The sequence below is a fragment of the Clostridium sp. UBA7791 genome, from assembly GCF_002480755.1.
GTDB lineage: Bacteria > Bacillota > Clostridia > Clostridiales > Clostridiaceae > Clostridium_J > Clostridium_J sulfidigenes.
This window is the reverse complement of sequence record NZ_DLCT01000005.1, coordinates 367,454-390,669: the sequence shown is the minus strand read 5'-3', so window position 1 is coordinate 390,669 and position 23,216 is coordinate 367,454. Positions and strand designations below refer to the sequence as shown.

Annotated in this window: 19 protein-coding genes and 1 other annotated feature; of the genes, 3 read left to right on the top strand and 16 right to left on the bottom strand. The window is 29.3% G+C overall.

The window, feature by feature from the left end; translation table 11 throughout:
* Positions 1–446: 446 nt before the first annotated feature.
* Entirely contained in the window at positions 447–1,133 is a 687-nt protein-coding gene (locus B3Z56_RS07310; protein ID WP_346878529.1) for a hypothetical protein, read from the bottom strand.
* Between the two features lie 543 nt (positions 1,134–1,676).
* Positions 1,677–3,068: an asparagine--tRNA ligase gene (gene asnS / locus B3Z56_RS07305; protein ID WP_346878528.1), complete on the bottom strand. Its 1,392-nt coding sequence runs from the start codon at positions 3,066–3,068 to the stop codon at positions 1,677–1,679.
* A 92-nt stretch (positions 3,069–3,160) separates the two neighbouring features.
* Positions 3,161–3,405, bottom strand: a binding site (T-box leader).
* A 193-nt stretch (positions 3,406–3,598) separates the two neighbouring features.
* Here asnS and B3Z56_RS07300 point away from each other — a divergent pair.
* Positions 3,599–4,081, top strand: coding sequence for a DUF1648 domain-containing protein (locus B3Z56_RS07300; RefSeq protein ID WP_346848524.1), 483 nt, complete (start codon positions 3,599–3,601; stop codon positions 4,079–4,081).
* Positions 4,082–4,172: 91 nt separating this feature from the next.
* Here the strand turns inward: B3Z56_RS07300 and B3Z56_RS07295 are convergent, their stop codons facing one another.
* The 7 genes from B3Z56_RS07295 to B3Z56_RS07265 all read right to left on the bottom strand — a co-directional run bounded on the left by B3Z56_RS07295 (position 4,173) and on the right by B3Z56_RS07265 (position 10,963).
* Complete coding sequence (locus tag B3Z56_RS07295) at positions 4,173–5,309, bottom strand: DHHW family protein (RefSeq protein ID WP_346878527.1); 1,137 nt, start codon at positions 5,307–5,309, stop codon at positions 4,173–4,175.
* A 19-nt stretch (positions 5,310–5,328) separates the two neighbouring features.
* Entirely contained in the window at positions 5,329–6,735 is a 1,407-nt protein-coding gene (locus B3Z56_RS07290; RefSeq protein WP_346877744.1) for an MBOAT family O-acyltransferase, read from the bottom strand.
* Positions 6,736–6,763: 28 nt separating this feature from the next.
* A complete protein-coding gene (locus B3Z56_RS07285) occupies positions 6,764–7,237 on the bottom strand; it encodes a DUF4358 domain-containing protein (RefSeq protein ID WP_346877743.1) in 474 nt (157 codons plus the stop codon).
* 9 nt (positions 7,238–7,246) lie between these two features.
* Positions 7,247–8,035 (bottom strand): GDSL-type esterase/lipase family protein, encoded by a 789-nt coding sequence (locus tag B3Z56_RS07280; RefSeq protein WP_346877742.1) that lies wholly within the window; start codon positions 8,033–8,035, stop codon positions 7,247–7,249.
* Between the two features lie 202 nt (positions 8,036–8,237).
* Entirely contained in the window at positions 8,238–8,765 is a 528-nt protein-coding gene (locus B3Z56_RS07275) for a QueT transporter family protein (RefSeq protein WP_346877741.1), read from the bottom strand.
* A gap of 632 nt (positions 8,766–9,397) precedes the next feature.
* Complete coding sequence (locus B3Z56_RS07270) at positions 9,398–10,114, bottom strand: hypothetical protein (RefSeq protein ID WP_346878526.1); 717 nt, start codon at positions 10,112–10,114, stop codon at positions 9,398–9,400.
* A gap of 402 nt (positions 10,115–10,516) precedes the next feature.
* Positions 10,517–10,963 carry a hypothetical protein gene (locus B3Z56_RS07265; RefSeq protein WP_346848517.1) on the bottom strand — a complete coding sequence of 149 codons (447 nt, stop codon included), beginning with the start codon at positions 10,961–10,963 and terminating at the stop codon, positions 10,517–10,519.
* 290 nt (positions 10,964–11,253) lie between these two features.
* Here B3Z56_RS07265 and B3Z56_RS07260 point away from each other — a divergent pair, with 290 nt between their 5' ends.
* Positions 11,254–12,873 (top strand): Na/Pi cotransporter family protein, encoded by a 1,620-nt coding sequence (locus B3Z56_RS07260; RefSeq protein WP_346848516.1) that lies wholly within the window; start codon positions 11,254–11,256, stop codon positions 12,871–12,873.
* Positions 12,874–12,984: 111 nt separating this feature from the next.
* Here B3Z56_RS07260 and B3Z56_RS07255 read toward each other — a convergent pair whose 3' ends face one another.
* Both B3Z56_RS07255 and B3Z56_RS07250 read right to left on the bottom strand, forming a co-directional pair.
* Positions 12,985–13,836 (bottom strand): YjjW family glycine radical enzyme activase, encoded by an 852-nt coding sequence (locus B3Z56_RS07255; protein WP_346877739.1) that lies wholly within the window; start codon positions 13,834–13,836, stop codon positions 12,985–12,987.
* A 148-nt stretch (positions 13,837–13,984) separates the two neighbouring features.
* On the bottom strand, positions 13,985–15,484 hold the full coding sequence (locus B3Z56_RS07250; RefSeq protein WP_346848514.1) for a YjjI family glycine radical enzyme: 1,500 nt from the start codon (positions 15,482–15,484) through the stop codon (positions 13,985–13,987).
* Between the two features lie 358 nt (positions 15,485–15,842).
* Here B3Z56_RS07250 and B3Z56_RS07245 point away from each other — a divergent pair, with 358 nt between their 5' ends.
* Positions 15,843–16,337 carry a metallophosphoesterase family protein gene (locus tag B3Z56_RS07245; protein WP_346848513.1) on the top strand — a complete coding sequence of 165 codons (495 nt, stop codon included), beginning with the start codon at positions 15,843–15,845 and terminating at the stop codon, positions 16,335–16,337.
* 75 nt (positions 16,338–16,412) lie between these two features.
* On the opposite strand, the gene B3Z56_RS07240 is transcribed toward B3Z56_RS07245, so the two are convergent.
* The 5 genes from B3Z56_RS07240 to B3Z56_RS07220 form a co-directional block, all read right to left on the bottom strand.
* Positions 16,413–17,393, bottom strand: a complete 981-nt coding sequence (locus B3Z56_RS07240; protein ID WP_346877303.1) for a biotin--[acetyl-CoA-carboxylase] ligase — start codon at positions 17,391–17,393, stop codon at positions 16,413–16,415.
* Between the two features lie 25 nt (positions 17,394–17,418).
* On the bottom strand, positions 17,419–18,084 hold the full coding sequence (locus B3Z56_RS07235; protein WP_346874166.1) for an HDIG domain-containing metalloprotein: 666 nt from the start codon (positions 18,082–18,084) through the stop codon (positions 17,419–17,421).
* Positions 18,085–18,359: 275 nt separating this feature from the next.
* Positions 18,360–19,889 (bottom strand): VanW family protein, encoded by a 1,530-nt coding sequence (locus B3Z56_RS07230; RefSeq protein ID WP_346877301.1) that lies wholly within the window; start codon positions 19,887–19,889, stop codon positions 18,360–18,362.
* Between the two features lie 169 nt (positions 19,890–20,058).
* Positions 20,059–21,432, bottom strand: a complete 1,374-nt coding sequence (locus B3Z56_RS07225) for a VanW family protein (protein ID WP_346877300.1) — start codon at positions 21,430–21,432, stop codon at positions 20,059–20,061.
* A 238-nt stretch (positions 21,433–21,670) separates the two neighbouring features.
* Positions 21,671–22,849, bottom strand: a complete 1,179-nt coding sequence (locus B3Z56_RS07220; RefSeq protein WP_346847420.1) for an acetyl-CoA C-acetyltransferase — start codon at positions 22,847–22,849, stop codon at positions 21,671–21,673.
* Positions 22,850–23,216 lie beyond the last annotated feature (367 nt).

The window sequence follows — 23,216 nt, the reverse complement described above, 5'->3', positions numbered from 1 at the left end:
TTTTCTTATAAAAAAATACTTATAAGCGTGAATTAAATAATTTATCTATAGTTATTTTATACCCCTTTATATGTAATAAATAGTAAAATATATAATTATATTTAATTTAAATATAATTATGAATAAATATCCACTTAATATATTGAATATATCATGAATTTTGTGAAATTTCAATAAAGTTTACCGTTTAATTTGTTTATTTATTCATTCATTTTGTATTTTTATGTATTTTTATGTATTTTTATATTTCTATTTACATTAATTAGTTATAAGTTTTTTTAATATGAGATAATTGTTAACTTTATAACTCTTATTTAAGTTATTTTTAACAATAAAAAGCCTCAGAAACTGTTGATAAATCTATTTATTCTATCAATGACTCTATTATATTATTAATGTAAAAAAGGTATATCTCAAAAAATATTTTGAGATATATCTTTAAATTTTTATTTAGTTACTTTAATATAATTTCCAACAAAAGACGTAGTTCCACTTTGCTCAAACCTAATATAAGCATTGTCAATTTTATCTTCATCTACTGCGTAAACTAAATGAGTTTCTTTTGTTTCATTCGGTGAAAAATCACTGAAGAGAAAGCTTTTTCCTTCATAATCTGATTGATCAAAGTATATTGGTGCATTATCCATTTGAAGGTTATTACCATTACCCCAATAATAACTTAGAAATTGGAGATTACCATTTGATGCTTTCTTCATAAACCCACTTCTCGGATAAATATTTATATCTTTTAGTTCTTTATCAAAAGGATTCTTCATGGTTAGAGTTACATAAACATACTTCATTCCTACTGTTTCAGTAATAGTATTCATTTTATTATTTTCCCATTTTTCCTCGTTAACTCTTTCATAATCCTTTAGTGTTCCATCTTCATTTATAAATGTAAGATACTCATTATAGTCAGAGAACTTATTTTTATCTAATTCAGGTAACTTATCTAATACTTCAATATTATTTACAGTAAAAGTTGGGTTTTCATCTGGGAACGCTTCATCACTTATTTCTTCATCAATATTAAATACATGATCAGTTGAAATTCCAGGTTCTACATATTCTATCTCTTCTTTATCATTATCTACTACATCTTTTAGTTCATCTGAAAATGCAGGAATCACAATAAATTCTCCAGGAATCTCTTCACATTTAATATTTTCTGCTACTTTCTTAAGTTCTTCTAAAGAAGTATTATCAGCACCATAAATTGTAACAACATATCCACCTTTTTCATAAAACCTATAATGTTATATGATTTATCTTACCATTTTAAAAGATTTTATAATATCATGTCCTAAATTAAGCATTATCATTTTATCATAAACATAATCATTTAAATACTTTTATCTATTCTCCATAAAACTTAGGTGAAGCCTTTGAATCTTTAATTAACTCTAACTTAACATGCTTTCAGTATCTTTTAATATGTGCAAAATCCTTGAACCCCCTATGGTGTCTACAACTAGTTAAATAGTTTTATTGTTAAATATAAAGCTAGTTTCCTATAAAAATATTAATATAGTTATAGTTTTACATAGTTAAGATTATAATTTAAAATTTTTTTATAAATTAGACTGTGCTATTAAATAAGTTGATCTATGCTTAAACACAAAAGAGGGTAGAACTTTCGTTTTACCCTCATATTTATTCTATTAAATTTTCTCCTAGAATTCTGCAGTTCCTGTAGTTCTTGGGAATGGTATTACGTCTCTGATGTTGCTCATTCCAGTTACGTACATTATCATTCTTTCGAAGCCTAGACCAAATCCAGCGTGTTTTGTGCCACCAAATTTTCTTAATTCTAGGTACCACCAGTAGTCCTCTGGGTTTAATCCTAATTCGTTGATTCTGTCTACAAGAAGATTATATCTTTCTTCTCTTTGGCTTCCTCCGATGATTTCTCCTATACCAGGAACTAATAAGTCCATAGCTGCTACAGTTTTGTTGTCATCGTTCATTCTCATGTAGAAAGCTTTGATTTCCTTTGGATAGTCAGTAACGAATACTGGTCTTTTGTATACTTCCTCAGTAAGATATCTCTCATGCTCTGTTTGAAGGTCACAACCCCATTCTACTGGGTACTGGAACTCTTTATCTGATTTCTTTAATAATTCTACAGCTTCTGTATAAGTTACATGACCAAAGTCAGAAGTTGCAACGTGGTTTAATCTTTCAAGTAATCCCTTATCTACAAAGCTGTTGAAGAATTCCATTTCTTCTGGAGCATTTTCAAGGACATAGTTTATAATATACTTTATCATATCTTCTGCCAATGTCATGTCATCCTTAAGGTCTGCAAAAGCTATCTCTGGCTCTACCATCCAGAACTCTGCCGCATGTCTTGCAGTGTTAGAATTTTCAGCTCTGAAAGTTGGTCCGAAAGTATAAACATTTCTAAATGCAAGAGCATAAGCTTCTGCTGCAAGCTGACCACTAACTGTAAGGTTTGTTTCCTTACCAAAGAAGTCATTCTTATAATCTATTTTCTTATCCTCAGTCATTGGGATGTTCTCAAGATCCATAGTTGTAACTCTGAACATTTCCCCTGCACCTTCACAGTCACTTCCTGTAATTATTGGAGTGTGAGTATAAACAAATCCTCTTTCATTGAAGAATCTATGAATTGCATATGCAACTAAAGAACGTACTCTAAATACTGCTGAAAAAGCATTGCTTCTAGGTCTTAAGTGAGCTATAGTTCTTAAATATTCAAAGGTGTGTCTCTTCTTTTGAAGTGGATACTCATTACTTGATTCACCTTCTATTACTATTTTTGTAGCTTTAATTTCAAAAGGTTGCTTACTTCCTGGAGTTAATACAAGCTTTCCTTCAACTATTATAGATGAGCTAATACTTAACTTTTCTATTTCTTTAAAGTTTTCAAGGCTATCCTCGAATACAACTTGAAGGTTTTTAAAGAAGCTACCATCATTAACTTCTATAAAACCAAAAGCTTTAGAACTTCTTAAAGTTCTAATCCATCCTGAAATACAAACATCTTGGTCTGCGTATTTTTCACTTTCTCTGTAAAGACTTTTTACTAAGACTGTTTCCATAATAAAATCCTCCTTTTATAATTTGATTATTGCCTGTTGAGGTAATATGATTCTATTTTAAGACAATAAAAAAACCTTTCCTTCCCTAAAAAAACAGGGACGAAAGGATACATTCCGCGGTACCACCCAAATTATCATATTGATCAACTCAACAAGTACAAAGATCTCTCTTGATACTCTTCTCTTTTAACGGTGAGCTTCCGTCTAAGTCTACTTTCCTAAGATTTCGGTTAGAAACTCCGAGATGTTCTTCAATAAGAGCTTCATATTGACCTTCCACCATCGTCAACTCGCTTTAACTACTTCTCATATCTACTCTTCTCATCACAGTCTTTATTTTCATCTATTAACTAGTATTTTCAAATTTATATTATTTATTCAAAACACTTGTTATCTATTATTATATGTGCATGATTTTAGAATGTCAACTATTGGTGAAAAATTTTGTATTTGTTATAATATAACATTTGTTATATTATTATATTATAGCTTAATATCTATTAATTATTTATATGTTTGGAGGATATTCTATGAAAGAGAAAGTCCCTTTTACTAAATTTCAAAAATTCCTTGAAACTCTAGCTCTATTAATCTTACTAGGCTCAATAATCTATCTAATATTCATTTGGAGCACCCTTCCTGATACTATCCCATCTCATTATAATGCTAAAGGAGTTGTTACCAACTGGAGTGGGAAGGGTATGCTACTTATAATGCCTATAATTTCAATAATTTTATATACAGGACTTACAACCATAACACTGTTTCCTAATATATGGAATGTACCTGTAGAAATCACAGAAAAAAATCAAAATTTTGTATATACTAATCTAAAAACTATGCTGATAGTTTTAAAATTAATCTTAGTTTCTGATTTTTCTTATATGACAATATGTTCAGCAACTCAAAGTTCTTTAAGTGTTTTATTTACACCTATAGTTTTAATTGCTGTATTTGGTACACTTGCCTTTTTTATCACTAGAATAATTAAAGGAAGCAAAAAACTTCAATAATATACTTAGAATATATACAAAATCTTAATTAAATAAAGGAGCCTAGATATTAATATATCTAAGCTCCTATTTATTGTTAATTAAGTTATTACTAATTAAGATTTAATATAGAATCGTCAGAATTAAAGGTATTTACATTATATAAGAATAATATATCTGTTATATCCTTCGACTTAATTAACTCTTCCATATTATCCATGTAATACCTAAGATCTACCACGTCTATCTCTCCATAGTGGGAAGTTAAAAAAGGTAGAAAACTATTGGCATAGGAATCTTTAACTACTAATAGCTTCTTCTTTGGATCTCCTAAAGATTTAATATTAATATGTGGATGATTTCCTCCTGTAAAAACTTCATACTTATCCTTTTTATCTAAATTCTCACTGCTATACAGGGTACTAGTTCTCTTTTGCTCAGTTATATAATTAACCACCATTTCTCCATTTTCTTTAGGTATGTATACATTTATACAATCTGGCTTTCCTCTCTTATCTCCTATTTTTGAAGTTAAGCTTCCATAAAAATCATTAGCAACTAACTCAACCTGAAAATCTCCCTCTTTTTTAGGCTCTAGCCCCAAACTCTTACAAAATTCCACATAGGCAAGATAAGCCCCTTTGCTAGTCCAGTGATGGTCTGTCCTATAGTATAGATACTTATCGTTATTATTTATAAGTGCATTATAGGGATTAATATATTTTACATTAGAACTTAACTTTCCTTCTATGTACTTCATATATTCCAACTGATTATCCACTGGTGCGTATTTAGGTAGCCTATCCTTTAGAATCTCTGTAGCTGTTGGTATCAGCATAAAGCTTGTATTTATATTTTCATGTTTCTTTACAAATTCATTAACAGCTAAAACCTTATGGTCAGTTTCTTCTTTCGCTCTCTCTTCAAAGTCTTCTATAAGTTGATTATTCTTTCCTATAAATACATCATTACTTTCACTTTTACCCATTAGTTTATCTACCTTAGCCTTAGCATTTATAAATAAACCTCTGCCTGGAAATTGGTCTGATATATAACTCTCATAATGTTTAATATAGTCACCACTAAGAAGTGCTCCTAAAGAAAACTCTGGTCTACTAGCTAGATTTCTATTTTCTTCTTCTGAAAATGCTTTTTCTCTTCTTAATATATTACTTACAGACATTATAGCTATAAATAAGAGAAATACTACTACCATTAGCCTTCTATTTACCTTGTTACTTTTATACATTTCTCTCACTCTGCTTTCTTTAAAATCTAAAATATAGGAAAGGATTATAACTTTCACTAACTAAATAAACTATAGATAAAATTAAAACTAACATATTCATAGCTATAACTATATATACGCCCTTTAACTTATACTTCTTTTTTATATATGCAATTAAATTTTTAATCAACGGCGTAGAGCAAATAATTGCTATTACTATAAGTATTAGATTTGTTTTCAAAGTATATTTAGCCATGTTATCCATAAAAATATTTTTTCCCATTCCAAACATAAGCTTTATGTAATTTAGTGCATCTTTAACCTTTGATGTATCAAAGAATACCCAGCTTATAATTACTAAAACTACAGTATATATATGAGTAATAGCATCAGGGACTTTATTAAGAATTTTTCCTAAAAATAATTTTTCAAGGAATATGAATACTCCAAAATACAGGCCCCAAATTACAAAATTCCAACTAGCTCCATGCCATAGTCCTGTGGCAAACCATACTATAAGTAAATTTCTAAATTGCACAGCCTTCCCTCTTCTATTTCCTCCTAAAGGAATATATATATAATCCCTAAACCATGAACCTAAGGATATGTGCCATCTTCTCCAAAACTCACTGATACTCTTAGACATATAGGGATGATTAAAGTTCTCTAAAAATTCAAATCCAAACATCTTTCCAAGACCTATTGCCATATCAGAGTAACCACTAAAATCAAAATATATTTGTAGTGTAAAGGCAATTATACCTATCCAAGCTGTTAATATAGATAATTCTTCAATAGGAAGCCCCTTAATAGAAGTCCAAATCATGCCTATATTGTTAGCAATAAGAACCTTTTTTCCCATACCTCCAATAAATCTTTCTACCCCTTCTCCAAATTTATCTATAGACTCACTTCTGTTATTAAGTTGATCTTCTATATCATTATATTGGACAATTGGTCCAGCTACTAGTTGCGGAAACATAGTAATGTATGCCCCAAAATTTATAATGTTTCTTTGTGCAACCACCTTTCCCATATATACATCTGCTACATAGGATATGAGCTGGAATGTGTAAAAAGATATTCCCAGTGGTAAGGGTAAATTCCTTATTTGAAGATTAATACCAAAAATTCCATTGATATTATCAATTAAAAACCCATAATACTTAAAGAAGAATAAAAAACTTAAATTTAGTACAATTACAGTAATAAATATTGCTGTTCTTTTTTCACTATCTTCCTTATTTGCCTCTATCATAAGGCCACCTATATAATCAATTAATATGGATCCTATCATTAAGAAGATATATATAGGTTCTCCCCAAGCGTAAAAAATCAAACTCATAATAAGAATTACTAAATTTTTAAATTTCCTAGGACATATATAATAAATTATTAAGGTAATTGGTAAAAACATAAATAAAAATATCAAACTACTAAAAACCAAATTAATCACTCCAATTAAAATATACTTACTACTTAAATTCTTTATTTATTGTTGCTTCTATGGTTGCCGAATCTTTTGAAATGATCAATATTAAGTACTTTCCTTTTATATCTAATACACGATTACTTATTATGTCATATTCCTCAGGCCTATAGCTATTAAAACTATCGGACTGTTTTTTTATTCTTCCCTCAACTTTGACCTTTAACTGCTGTATAACTTCTTCACTTTTCCCTTTTAATACAAGAACCTCATTAGCATCCATATTACTCTTAGGTGCGTATAAAATAAAATCTTCTACTTCATTTTTACTTATGTAATATAACTTTCTTAGCTTTGAACTATCACCTATATCCATCTGTTCATCATCTATAACCTGTGAAAGATTCTTTCTTAAGCTATCCATATCTGCATCTTTAACTTTAAGAACTTGGTACAGGGCTATAAATGTAATTAATACTGTTGCTATCAATATATAATAATAATTTTTATACTTTTTCATATTTATCTCCTAATTATTTGATGTAATTCCTTGGTGTAAATAAGATAACCATTTTAAATAAAAATCATATTTTAAGTGTATTCCATCTTGCTCATAGAGCTCACCTTTATCCCTTACCAATACATCAATATTTAAATAATTAACTGCTGTTTCTTCACTTACTTCATAAGCTAATTTTCTAAACTCATCTAAATTAGTATTAGTAAGCCTTCCATTAGTTTCTATAGCCCTATCCATAACTGGTAGAGGTGCTTGTATATATATATTAGTATTAGGTAATTTTGTCTTAATATCATTTATAAATTCTATGTAATGAGCCTTAAACTTATCTGGACCCCCAGGTCCACCTCCATCAAATTCTATTACATCATTCATTCCATATAAAAGTACTACATTCTTGGGCTGTAAAGATACAACTTTATCTATGTTTTCTTTACCTTTAACTACAGTATCTCCCTTATTACTTATTACATTATATTGATTTACTAATTCCATCTCCATAAGACCTTCTGTGATAGAATCTCCCATAAACACTGTATTCTCATAGAACTTATAAAAATCAACATCTTTATCCTCTACCACAACTTCAGGGGTATGATGTTTCTCTATCTTATCCTGGATTACACTTAAATCAGCCTGTTCTAAATCTTTCAAGTGCTTTCTCCCTAATAGTACTCTTTGTTTTTCATTCATCTGGACCTTTTTATTCTCTATAAAGGTATGCATACCTATTGCTGCTATCATTACTACTAATATTATTCCTATAATTGTAATAATTTGAAAACTTCTTTTCTTCATGTTATCTTCCTCTTCTGTCTAATATTTATCTTCCTTAATCATTCTAATACAACAAATTTAATATTTGGTTACAAAATCCTTACGTTTCAAAAAAACTTTACTTCACATAAAGAAACCTAAGCATAGACATACTTAGGTTTTTTCATCATTATAATAATATATGGTTCTCAAAATTTTAATAATTATCCGATTATAGGTTATCCTAGTTAATCTTTAATATATCACTTAAATTCTCATTTTTAATAATAAATTTAAATACTAAAACTCCTATAATTGAAACTACTACAAATTCTCCTATGGCAACTTGTAATACAGAAAGCCAAAATGGTAAATTTATCATGTAGTAAAGCTCAGCTCCTATAATTAAAGCATTTGATATAGTTGCCCATAAAGATGCTATAAATAGTACAAGTGTTTTATTATAGCCTTCTTTTTTAGTTAAAGCCTTCTTAGTTTGCCAAATTAAAACTACAGCTATTAAACTAGCTAAGCTTCCAAATATCATATCTACTATTGCCATAGGACTTAGTAGAAAATTTGAAATGGCACATCCTATAGTTAAGGCTGGAATATATAGTGGGTCTATAAATGCCAAAAGTACCATTACCTCTGATAATCTAAATTGAATATTTCCAAAGGCAAAGGGTGCAATAACAGCAGTAACCGCTACATAAGTAGCTATAATTAGAGCCATCTTTAATAATTTTTTAGTATTGTTGCTAGTATTCATAAATATAATACCCTCCTCATTTTTTAATAGTGTAAGCTCTTAGCCTTACTAGATTCATATATTGCCCTATTTAACTCCATACAAACCTACTAATAAAATAATGAGTCTAGCTATGTCACCTCACTAGCTCTGCACCTATCTTTAACTCAGCATTTTCTTTATCTAAAAAATACCACCCCATATTTATTGGTGATTAAAATATATACTCCTATAATATATATTTATATATCTTATAGAAAAAATAAAGGCCGTCATCCAAATGACAGCCTTGTAATCCTTGTACATAAATAAAGCTCTACCTTTTTATGATGAGCTAATTAAAAGATTTCAATGCCGTAGTTTTATTTAAAGACAGGAGGCTTACGAACTGTCACTCTTATTTTGTTCAATCTTATTATATAATGTAAAGTGTTGAATTTCAAGTGTTTCAGAGATTTTCAGAAGATTTATTTTATTATTTATTCTCATGTAATATTGATATTTTCTATATTTTTCGTTGGAAACTTTGTTAGAATAGTTTTTCCAATGAAATTTATTAAAATATTATATTACTATTGATTTTTACATCCTTCAGTGGCATGGTTTGTGTGCTAAATGTACATTTAAACCAAACTTATACATACACCTCTAATTTATCTTAACATATCAACAATCTCATCTTTAGATTTTATCTTATCTTTATATTCACCTTCAAATTCTTTTGGTATTTGTTGCTTCCATTTAGAGTCTTCTAGCTTGTATTTTCCCTGATATTCACCTACTGGTGCATAACATAGCTTACCATCTAATGGTGGTGTTTGTAAAGCAAATATTATTATATGCTCTTTTATATCCATAGGTGCAATCCCATCTGTTATGATCTTGGTTGGTTTCATATCTTTTAATGAAATGGCTTCATTTGAAAACTTCTTCTTATGTTCATTTAATAAGACTTCTGGTGAGAAAATTCCTCCTGTTTCTATAACGCATATATTTTTCCCTTTTTCTAATGTGCCATCATTTTTAAAAATTTCTACTATTTCTACCTTTGAAACTGTATAAGGTATATCTTCTATCATGGGTGAAGTTGTATTTTTAACAATCCCTTCTACGATTATAGTTGAATCTTTTTTTAATTCATTTATACTATTGTATTTCTTAGTTAAACTTATATGTGAGTCTATAATGTCATATTTAATATCGTCATTAATTACCCCTGTTGTATTATTTGAAACTACTAGACTATTTGCACCTAAATTCCATTCTGAATCCTTAATCTTACTATAAGCATTAAAACAAAACACCGTAATTACTAATACTATTGTTATACTAAAATATTTTATTATTTTTTTTATTTTAGTTTTCTCCATTCACTTTATTAAAATAATCTATTTATAGCTCTACAATCTTCCACACTAGGTCCCCTGTCTAAAATTCCTGGAAACTAATCATACATATCACTTTATTCCAATTCCAATTTTGTATCCAAGGTTTTATATTAGAACCTTCCACGATAAAATATGTTATTCACACTCAATAAGAATATTGTTCATTTTTACATTAATCCTCCTTTGCTCATTTTTTATACTTATTATAGCTTGTACATTTATAACTTATATTCACATATTATAGAAATAAAATTCCAGTATATTGAGCATACTGGAATTTTATCCCTAAATTTTTTTATAAATTATAATTGCGAACATAAAAAAAGCCAAGAATTAATTCTCAGCTTTCTTTCTTCTAAAATATCCTTTAGAATTTTTATATGATTAATTAAGTCTTCTTCCAATTTCTTCGAGGCAAGCTTTTGCTTTATTCATTATTGGAATTAACTTACCCTTTTTATCTTCTTTAATTTTACTAATACTTTTATCTAAATCTTCATACTTTCTTTCCATAATTCGCTTTGTAATGTCTGGATACTCCTTTAGCAGCTCTATATCACTTTCATTTATATTATCATACATAACCATGTCATTTATGGCGTCTGCCACTCTATTATATATATTTATTTTAATTAAGGTTGGTGAATCATCCTTTGCACGATCAAACTCCTTTTTCCTAACAAACCATGGTTCAGGAATATCTTTTTCAAGGTTATCAGCTTCACTTTCAAAAATAACTAGATTTTTAATGCACTCTCTATGTTCGATGACATCAAAATATCCTAAATATTCAGTCTTCTTAACTCTTTTTATTATTTCTTTAAATTCCATAAGCCCACTTCCTTTCTTATATTATATAATTCTATGCTTCTTTAAACATTCCTTCTATATTATATACATTATTTTTCACTAAAATACACAAAATAAGTTAATGAAGTCTTTTAGACCTTTGTCCTTTGTTAAATTCATGTTAATTTTTCTTTATCTATTGTTAAAACTTTCTACTCTTTGTTAAATAAAAGGTTTTTGTGTTACTATTAAGTTAAAATTATTGTATCTTTAATTGTGTCTTTAGAATGAATATTATTTGAATACATATTATTTATTGGAGGTTTAACACTATGGAATCATTGTTTTTAATTATTAACCTTTTAGGAGGTCTTGGAGTATTCCTATTTGGTATGAAAATCATGGGAGATGGTCTTGAAAACCTTGCTGGCGAAAAGTTAAAGGGGATCTTTGATAAAATTACCTCTAATCCACTTAAGGGTGTAGCAACAGGTGCTATAGTTACTGCTATAATTCAAAGCAGTAGTGCTGTAACTGTTATGGTAGTTGGATTTGTTAATGCAGGTATTATGAATTTATCTCAAGCGGCCTATGTAATCATGGGTGCTAATATTGGAACAACTATAACAGCTCAATTAATTACCTTTGATTTTGATGCTATAATTCCTGTATTTATTGCAATAGGGGCCTTTTTGGTACTATTTACCAAAAAGAAAAATCCTAAAGAATTAGGTCATATAATTCTAGGATTTGGTATTTTATTTTTAGGTCTTATTTTAATGTCTGACGCTATGTCTCCTCTTAGAGAGTCACCAGTATTCACAAAACTTATTTTAAGTCTAAAAGGACATGTATTCTTAAGCCTTTTATTAGGAATAGGAATGACTGCTATAATTCAAAGTTCCTCTGCAGTTACTGGAATTTTAGTTGCTTTAGCTTCTGTTGGAAGTCTTCCAATTGATGTAGCTATACCAATGTTATATGGAACTAATATTGGTACTTGTGTTACTGCTCTAATATCCTGTTTAGGAACTAGCAAGACTGCTAAAAAGGCGGCATTAATTCACTTATTCTTTAATGTAATAGGTAGTATAATATTCCTAATTCCTCCAGTTTCTAAATTACTATTAACTACAGTAACAACTCTTACCCCTGGTGTAACTGGAGGAGTTGTGGCAAAACAAATTGCTAATGCCCATACAATGTTTAATGTAGTTAACACTATATTAATATTACCATTTACAAAATACTTAGTAACTTTAGTTAATTTCATACTTCCAGGAGAAGATGAAAAAGAAGTTGATGGAGTTAAGTATATAGATGACAGACTCTTAGAAACTCCAACTATAGCCTTTGGTCAAGTTACTAATGAGATTATTAGAATGGGTACTTTAGCTAAGGAAAATATAGAAACAGCCTTAATGGGCTTTACTGATAATAATGAAGATTCAATTAACAAAGTATATAAGAATGAAGCTTTAATAAATCTATTAGAAACAGATATAACTAGATATCTAGTTAAACTATCCAATTCTGATATTGGAGATGAGCAAAGAACTACTATAGCTTCATATTTCCATGTAGTTAATGATATAGAACGTATCGGAGATCATGCTGAAAACATTGCTGACCTGGCTAAAGATAAACTTTCTAAGAATGTTAAGTTTTCTAAAGATGCCATTGAAGAACTTAAAGTAATGGTGAATATTTGCATAGAAGCTTTGGAGCATAGCATAGAATGTTTCTCTGACTATAGTGATAAAAAGGCTTTGGATGTAAGGACCTTAGAAGAAAAAATAGATACTTTAGAAAAAGATTTAAAGATATCACATATCAAAAGATTAAATAATGGTTCATGTGATGCAATTGTAGGTACTATATTCTTAGATCTTATTAGTAACCTTGAAAGAGTGGGTGACCACGCTGTTAACATTGCTGAAATACTTTCTTAAATATAAATATGTCCCTAAAGTAAATTATTAAATACTTTAAAAGCTACAATTCAAAATTGTTGAATTGTAGCTTTCCCCTTTTATATAGATTACTTTTTAAATTTCCATTCTTTAAACTATTATGGTGTTTATGCATCCATTAGCTCTAGCTAATGATTCTAATTCCTTCATATAATCATTAGTAGGTACTGTAGTCTCAAGTAATTCCTTTCTTACTCCCATAGGTCTATATTTAATTAGCTTATATTGAATATTAGGATTAATTTCAGCTAACAGCTTACTTCCCATGTCTACAGTATAATTATTATTAAGAACTTCTGGTACTACTACTGTTCTAATTTCATATATTTTATCAAGTTTTCCTAGCTCTCTTATGTTTTTTATTACCGTTTCATTAGTGAGGCCTGTAAGCATCCTATTTTCTTCTGGAGAAAAAGCTTTTAAATCTATCATAGTTTTATCTGTTACTTCTAAAAGTTCTTTATCCTTATATATAGGAGTGGAACCATTAGTGTCTATAAAAGTTGTTAAACCAAGACTCTTTACTTTTGTAAATAGCTCCTTTAGAAAATCTCTTTGAAGAGTACATTCGCCTCCTGAAACCGTTATTCCTGAAATAAATAGCTTTACCTTTTCAATTTTTTTCATTAGTTCTGAGGCAGTTATTTTTGTTATCTTAGGGCTACTGTTTTTCCTACAAGTATCAACACAAGCATCACAATTAACGCATTTATCAATATCATACTCTACCTTACCATCTACCATTGATAGGGCTCCATATTCACAGGCAGGCACACATTCGCCACAATTGATACATCTATTTATAGTTTCTGGATTATGACAATAAAGACAGTTATAATTACATCCTTGAAGAAATATGGCCATTCTATTGCCTTCTCCATCTACATTACTAAAAGGTATTATTTTATTAACATAGCCTATAGTTTCTTGCTTATCATTCATACTTCTTCCCCCAGTTCTCATATATTTTCTTTTCCTGATAATATAGAACCGCTCCAATACTATAAGCTTTTGCTACAATTGTATCGAAGCGGCCTTTATTATAAAAATCCTTTTTATCCTATGACTACCAACTCTAATGATAAGAATTCTATTTATCAGAACTTCTTAATTTTCTTTCAAGTATCTTGGAGTTTTTAACTGCTCCATATCCAAGGGCTACTGTATCTTGAAGTACTTGCTCTCCCCTATCTAAAGCTTCAATATCAGAACGCTTAACAAGATATCCTGTAATTCTTATAACGTCACAATCATCACAGTATAGGGAGAAATATCTCATATTTAGTGCAAAGGCACCTTTGATTATATCTAAAATTGACTTTGGATTCTTCTTAGCCATTTCATCAAATTTAAATATATCACCAATTCCAGATGGGAAGTATTTGTGGAATACTGCACTTTGAATCAAGTGTTCTGGTAATGATGGCTCTTCTCCTATTGGAATTCTACATCCTGGACTTGTTTCAGTATCAGAATCAATTCCAACTTGAGAATGAAGTAGATAATGATTATCTGTAACTTCACAATATTTATTTTCATGGGCATTAACCATAGTATACATTTTATTTATAATAGTTTCACCTAGCTTGTTAGCTCTTTCACCATATCCAAATCTATCCTTTTCATCTGTTGCTCCTAGAAGCGTATTTACACATTCTGCAAGACCAACTAATCCAAACATAGCAGTAAATCTATCTCTTGATAATAAACCTTCTCTTACAAGGAAACTTGACTCAAAGAAATTACTTTCTTCTACTATGAATTTAACTCTATTATCCATATAATCAAGCATTGATTCTACAGCATCTGGTAATACAGTGTTTAAAAAGTGTTCTTCATTATACGACATCTTAGCTAGTTTTGAAAGTAACATTCTAACTAATGTATAACTTCCACCGCCAAGATTAAGTCCATTATAGCAACTTACTATTCCATACTTTTCTCCTAATTCTGAGCTAAACATTTCATGGTTAGCAAAGCTTGGCTTAGCACAGGTAAGAGCTGTTTTTATTGCTTCAACTGCAAATTCTTCACTAGTTTCCTTTGAGTATTTTAAGGTTATATTAGGAGTAGCATTTTGAAGTTCTCTCTCTACTTCTAAAATTATTCTTCCTGCTTTAGTATCCTTAGGTCCAATATTAGCATGACAGAATGAATCAGTTATTGTTCTGTCTATATGCTTTAAGAAAAATTTAATTGCTTTATATGCTTCTTCCTCATCTTCTATATATGGATCTAAAAGGGTATCAATATTACCTACATATACTGGGAAAGATGTAACTGATGGTACATGTTTATATAGAATAAGTAAATTATTTACTGCATCCCATATATCCTCTGCAGGAGTTAGGCTTAAAAACTTACTTCCATTTTTCATAAACTTTTCATAGTCAGGTACAATGTATCTAGGTCTATAGGGTGCGTTACCTTCATTAAGGTCACATATAACACCTGCATTTTCGTACATTTTTGTTTTGTCAGATTTATTTAATACATCTAAACTATTTTCTGACTCCCTAGCTAAATTTAAAACTTTCATTTCATAAGTTAAAGTCTTGTCTTTAATAATATTCATTATACTATCTTTCATTTTATCACTCCTATGACATTTTGAAATTAAGTAAATATTATTATGTTGTTCCTGCTTAACTATATACATAAATTAAATATAATTAAGCCATACTTTATTACAATAATGCAATGTTTATAATAAATTTATCTTAATTATAGTATACCCGAATATAAGAGTTTTTTCTACTATTTAATGAATAATAATTATTGATTACATTAACTTTTTAAGTAACATTTTAATTTTATCAGTATTTTTAACTTGTGTTACTTTTTTAAGAAAAGTTTCAATTAACTGTTTAAATATAAACTACACAAATAAAATTTTATGCTTATACTAATAATGTATATATATTTTTTAAGTGGAGGTGAAGCTTAAATTGAAAATCGGAATTATTTCTGATACTCACATGAATAAACATTATTCAAGACTAAAACATATACTAGATGATAAGTTAAAAGATGTAGATTTAATAATTCATGCAGGAGATTATACCTCCCCTGAAGTAATATCTATGATTAAGGAAAAATCAAAATTTATAGGTGTTTATGGAAATAATGACAAATCTAATTTAAGAAGTTTAGTTCCTGAAAAACACATATTAACTTTAGAAGGTTATAAAATTGGTATTTGTCACGGGGATGGTACTAAAAAGCAAACTATAGATAATGTGGTTGATACTTTTAAGAAGGATAAGCTTGATATAATAATATATGGTCATAGCCATAAACCTTGTATCTTTACTAAAGGAAAAACAATGTATTTAAATCCTGGATCTTCTACTAGCAAAAGAAAAGAACCTTGGTTTTCTTATATAATTTTAGAGCTTAATAAAAATTGTCCCATATCAGCTTCAGTAAACTTTTTTAAATAGCTAAAAAATTCATTATTCCATAGAGTAAAAGGATTGAGCCTATAAAATAGACTTCAATCCTTTTAATTTATTAGTTTAAACATATCCATAGATTCCTCTTACAGATACTTCTCCAGATATTACTCTATTAATAGTACCATCTTTATGTTTTACTATTAATTCTCCTTCATCATCAATATCTATTACCGTACATATGACTTCATTATTTCCATTAATTACTCTTACCTCTTTATTTATAAGTAATGAGCCTTCTCTACAAATTTCTATAACTCTACTTATATCTCCTGTATTTTTAAAGTCTTCGTAAAACACTTCAAAATTATTCAATATATTAGCTACAAGTTTTTTTCTATCAACTTCATTTCCTAATTCATTTTTAAGGGATGTGGCTTTTTCCTTTAACTCATCTGGAAATGATTCCATATTAACATTTATACCAATTCCCATGATGACATAATTTACTCTTTCTATTTCTGCATTCATCTCAGTTAATATGCCACATATTTTTTTGCCATTAATGACTATATCGTTAGGCCACTTTATTCCTACAGAAATGCCCATCTCCTTTAGAGCAGTATAAACTGCTGCTGCACCAATTAAAGTAGCTCTAGGTGCTACCATAGGAGATATATTTGGTTTTAATACTATGGACATCCATATTCCTGTTCCTTTAGGTGAAATCCAACTTCTACCCAATCTCCCCTTCCCACTAGTTTGTTCCTCTGCAGCAACTACCATTCCTTCTATAGGATTATTACTACACTCTCTTCTGCACTGAACATTAGTAGAGTCTACTTCATCAAAATAAATGAAGTTTCTCCCTATATACTTAGTTGTAAGAAGAGGTAAAATCTCTTCACCATCTATAATATCCGGAGTACTTATTAGTTTATATCCTCTATTGGAAATTGATTCTATAACGTATCCTACTTCCTTTAAGCTTTTTATATGCTTCCATATTCCAGCCCTAGTAATTCCTAATTCCTCACTAAGTCTTTCCCCTGAAATATATTCATCCTTACTTTTTCTAAGTATGTTCAATATCTTCTTCTTCATTAAATACTTACCTTCCTAAGCTTTCTTATTTCTCAGGCAAATTATATGTCTCTGCCATTCTTTTTCTCTTATCAATATAATTCTGGCACCTTTCTAAGAAAATTTCAATATTTCTCTCTTCTTTTCTTACTTCCTCTTCCGTCTTTGGCCCTCTCCCTAATCTATCACATATTCCAAGAAGTCCTATATCCTCAATGTATCCACTTTTAACAACTCTATTAAGGTCTGCAAACTCATTATTTTTTACTACGAAAAGAATCTGCATATGAAGTCTAACTAGATTTACTACATAATCATAAAATCCTTTATCTTCATGAAGCTTTAAATGGGTTAAAAATTCTTCTGCCATTCTTGCTCCAACTTTATCATGGTCATAGGCAGTGAGGTAGCCTCTTCTTAACTTTGTAGTAGTTAACTTACCTATGTCATGTAAAAATGCTGCCCACATAAATCCCTTTGGCTCTTTGCTTCTATCTCTTCTTTTAGCAGCTTCATCTATAACCATCATAGTGTGAATCCAAACATTGCCTTCTGGGTGATGTTTAGGATTTTGCTCCACATCTTTTAACTTTAAAACCATGTTATAGGGATATATATCTGGATAACCATTATTTTCTACTAAGTTATTAAAATATATGGATGGCTTTTCATCTTCTAAAAGATGCTTTGTAAATTCTTCAAAATAATTCATTTAACTTTTCTCCCTTCTTATCATACCTATATAATTAATATTATTTACATATATAATATTTACTATTAATATAATAGGTCATGAAATTTTTTCTTATGCTGTTATACACAATATATTTTTATTAACATTATATTGTAACCAATTATTTAAATTCAATTAAATATTTACTATGATAAAATACCCTACAGTATAGACGGATATCTTGTCTATCTATAGGGTATTGATTATTCAAGAATAAATATCTTTATTTTTTCTTTCATTTCTTTATCATAATTTTAGTTACCTGCAGGTTTATCTGTTGGCTTTTCAGCAGGTTTTTCTGCCGGCTTGTCTGCTGGTTTTTCTGCCGGTTTTTCTGCTGGTTTGGTAACAGGAGCTTGTTCTACTTTTTTAGTACCTCTTTTTATTATTTTAGGTAGTGGTATATAAGTATCAGTATTCATAAGCTCTGTTGAAACTACATTACCATTTTCATAAGTAGTTCTATATGCCTTAACCTTATATCCCTGAGATCCATTCTGAGTAACCTTTTCTGTTCCTATAGGTAAAGTTGGATCATCCTCATATTTTACTGTTACAGGAATGGTCTCATAGGTTTCTGAGTTAAAGCTATATGTTTTTCCACCCTTAGCTGCAGAGTTAGAATATATATTAAAGGTTACATTTCCACCACTAGTATATCCTTCAATATATATTGGATATTTGTATGGATTTGTGAATACATAATCTATTCCTCCATAAGCAATAGTTGCATCAAGTCCTAACGGAACATATCCTACTGCCATGTTATGATTTAATCTTTGATCTGGAAGAATTCCTGAGTCTAATACTGCATTGTGAAGTGTTGAGGATACTTGGCAAATACCTCCTCCATATCCAATCTCCACCTTATTTCCTACATAAACGCCTCCTGGTTGATAACCTTTATCTGCTGTAGTGTCACCCACTGTAGTATTAAAACTAAAACTTTCTCCTGGCATTAGTACTATACCATTTACAGTTTGAGCTCCTAGTGATATATTGGTACTTCTACTCCAATCTGAACTTCCAAAGTTAGTAGTTTTGGTTCCAATTCTAGTGTTAATCGTTGATAATTTTTCTTTTGTCTTAGTAGGTACCTCTTTTTTTATAGTTGCAGTTACTTCTATGTTTCCTGCTTTACTTTCTGATACTTTAGCATTTATATCCTTAACTAATGCTTGTACATCCAAAGTCTTACCAACTACTTCTTCAGTAATGTTAAATCCTGAACCTGATTTTGCTATAGTAGCATCTTTTTTAGCAACATTAATTTCACTTTCCATTTTTTTAGCAACAGTATTTATAATTTCGTTATTATAGGTAAATGTTATTGGAAAGTCTTTTTTTTCAGAACTCTTTATTGCTTTAAACTTATCTAAATACCCAAGATCTCTATTATGGTTAAAAGCTTCGTTTACAGTTTCATCTATATTAAACTCTACATGTAAGTCAGTGTAGTTAATATCATACTCCTTATCTCCAGCTTTAATTTTAATACTTCTGTTCCCAATTTCGTCGTTATATTTACTATTTAGTTCTTGTACAACTTGGTCCTTGGCTTTACCACTTACATCTATTCCTTCAACCTGCACACCTGGCATAATTAAATTCTCATATTTTGATACAGTAGTATGGATGTATGTTGTTGTACCTAAAAATACTAAAAGAACTATAGTTATTACGGAAGAAATTGCTATGATCTTAGCTTTTTTATTAGATTTTTTATTCCCTGGGGTTAGTGAAAGCTTCGATCCATTCTCACCCTTCTCTAGATTCATATCCATAGTAACATTCCTTTCATTTTACAATTAAAAAATTGATTTAACATATAAATTATATCATATGTTAATCATATTTTCATTTATATTATTATTACGATTTCATTACATAATAATTTTCTATTGTAAAATTTTAACATAAGCATTGTATATATGCAATTCCTTCCCTATACCTCTATCCATTTCTTCTGATGATTTTATTTACAGGTTCATATATCTCATCATATATTACCTCTTCTTTTACTACCTTCTTATTTTCTAAGGTTTTTCTATAAACCTTTATCTTATAACCTTTACTACCTTGATTCTCAACTATTTCTTCCCCCTCATCCAAGTTTATGTCCTTTTTATATTCTATCTTTTGAGGTATTTCTTTATAGACTTTACTAATGACTTCATACTTTATATTTTCTAATTCTTTATAAGAATATATATTAAATGTTAATTTATTATTTTCTACTATACCATCTATATAAATGGGATATGGTAAAGTATTTTTAAACTTATAATCTACAACATTATAATAAATGGTTGCATCCATTCCTTTATCAACATACCCTATTGGCATAGAATGATGCGTTCTCTCCATAGGCAGAATTCCTGCTCTTATTATTGCATTATGAAGAGTTGTAGATACCTGACAAATACCTCCACCTAATTCAGGTTGAAGTTTATTATCTTTTATAACAGGTGCTTCTACATATCCTTTTTCTTTAGTGCTTTCACCTACTAGTTTATTAAAACTATATTCTTCCTCTGGCATTAAAACTATACCACTTGCTGCTTCAGTTGCTACTTTAATATTAGTAGCTCTAACATCACCTACAAAGTTTGTACTAAAACTAGATATTATTATATTAATCCTTTTCAAATCTTCAGTGTTTATTTCTGGATTTTCAATACTAATAGGCAATTTGAGAGTAACATCACCTTTATTATTCTCAGTATTACTTTTTACAACTTCTTCAACCTTAGAAATAAAATCTTTTCTATTTATTTCTTCTTTTGAAGAACTTTCACTTACTTTTAGTTTTCCATCTTCCTTGATGATAGTTGCATTTTTAACTTCCTTGTTGAGAGTTTTTTCAATTTCATCCAACAATGAATCTACAAAATTTGTATTATAACTATACTCAATATCAAAATCTACTTTTTTAGGATTTTTTATCAACTTATAACCTTCTCTTACAGATAAATCCTTTCCATAATCCAAAGCTTCCATAAGAGTTTCCTGTAAGTTGCTTTTTATATTTAAGCTTTCATAATCAATCTTATATTCTTTATCTTTTACCTTTACCTTAATATCATTATTGATAAGTTCTTTGCTTTTTTCATTTAAAAGCTTTATAGATTCCTCCTTAGTTCTACCACCCACTTCAATTCCTTCTACAAAAACTTGAGGATAAATTTTATTTACATAACTACTTACGGTACGCTTCATATATCCGTAATAAAATAGAAAATACACTACAATAAAAACAACTATTAAAGCAATAATAGTAAAAAAAGTATTTTTATTTCCTTTTCTTCTCTGATTTCTTTTTTCCATATAAAATTCTCCTCTCATGTTATTTAAATTAGCTTGTGTAGTATTTCATGAAATATTCTAGCTAAAATAAAAAATCAGCTCATTGTAAATTTACAATGAACTGATTTTTCTATTTATACTTAAAAAGTTATAGCTAATTAATATTTTTCTTTTCTCGCTTTGCTCGTAAGGACACTCCTTCTCACATGCGTTCGAATGAGTAAGTTCGAATACCCAAATATAAAATTTGGATTCTCACTTATCTTTCTATTACTATTGCGATTCCTTGTCCGCCACCTATACATAGTGTAGCAAGACCTTTTTTGTTATCTCTCTTAATCATTTCATAGATAAGAGTAGTTAATATTCTAGCTCCTGATGCTCCAACTGGGTGTCCAATAGCTATTGCTCCACCATTAACATTTACTTTATTCATGTCAAATTTTAAATCTTTAGCTACTGCTAATGATTGTGCTGCAAAAGCTTCATTAGCTTCTATTAAATCTAAATCTTCAACTGTTAATCCAGCTTTAGATAAAGCTTTGCTTGTAGCTTCGAATGGTCCATATCCCATTATTTGTGGATCAAGACCTGCTGATGCATAAGATTTTATAGTTGCAAGATAGTTAACTCCTAGTTGTTCAGCTTTTTCTTTAGACATAACTATGAACATAGCAGCTCCATCATTTATTCCTGAAGCGTTACCAGCAGTAACTGTTCCACCTTTTTTGAAAGCTGGCTTAAGTTTTCCTAATTTCTCTATTGTTGAACCAAATTTAGGGAACTCATCTGTATCAAATACAATTGGATCTCCTTTTCTTTGAGGTATTTCAACTGGTACTATTTCATCTTTAAATCTTCCTTCTTTTACAGCCTTTTCAGCTTTTAATTGGCTACTTAAAGCAAATTCGTCTTGCATTTCTCTTGTAAGACCCCATTTTTCAGCTATGTTTTCTGCAGTAACTCCCATATGATAATCATAGAACGCATCCCAAAGACCATCTTTAATCATAGTGTCAACCATTGTTGAATCACCCATTCTTTGTCCCCATCTAGATGTTGGTAATACATATGGTGCATTACTCATTGATTCTGTTCCACCACAAAGGATTACATCTGCATCTCCTGATTTAATTGCTTGAGCTGCTAATGTTACAGCTTTTATTCCTGAACCACAAACTTTATTAATACTAATTGCTGTAGATTCTTCTTTTAAACCAGCCTTTAAAGCTACTTGTCTTCCAACATTTTGTCCAAGCCCTGCACTTATAACATTTCCTATAATAGCTTCATCTATAATAGCTGGATCTATTCCTGCTCTTTTTATTGCTTCTTTTGCAGCTACAGCACCAATTTCAGCTGCTGATAATTTTGATAATGAACCTCCAAATGATCCTACTGCTGTTCTAGCAGCACTTACAATAACAACTTCTTTCATTTTTAACTCCATCCTTTTCTTAAAAATTTTTTCTTTAAATAATTCGTTACGTTAGAAACTATTTTATCCCCTGCTTATATATCTACATAGGGTTACAAAGTCTATGTTTATTACTCTTATTTATATAGCAGTTTCCATGCCAACTTCTACAATCCCCTAAATATCTACTTTCTCGTGAATTAGGGAAAATAACACTGTAAACTACAGTTTACGGTTTTTCCTTAAACAAATCTTTGTTAATATTATAACTTCAATGTTAAATAAATCACCTAAAGCAAAATCAATAATTAGCAGATTTTTTTCATCATTTATTAATACATTTAATCTATTTAAAGGGTTAATTCTCCAAACTAAAGCACACATGTAA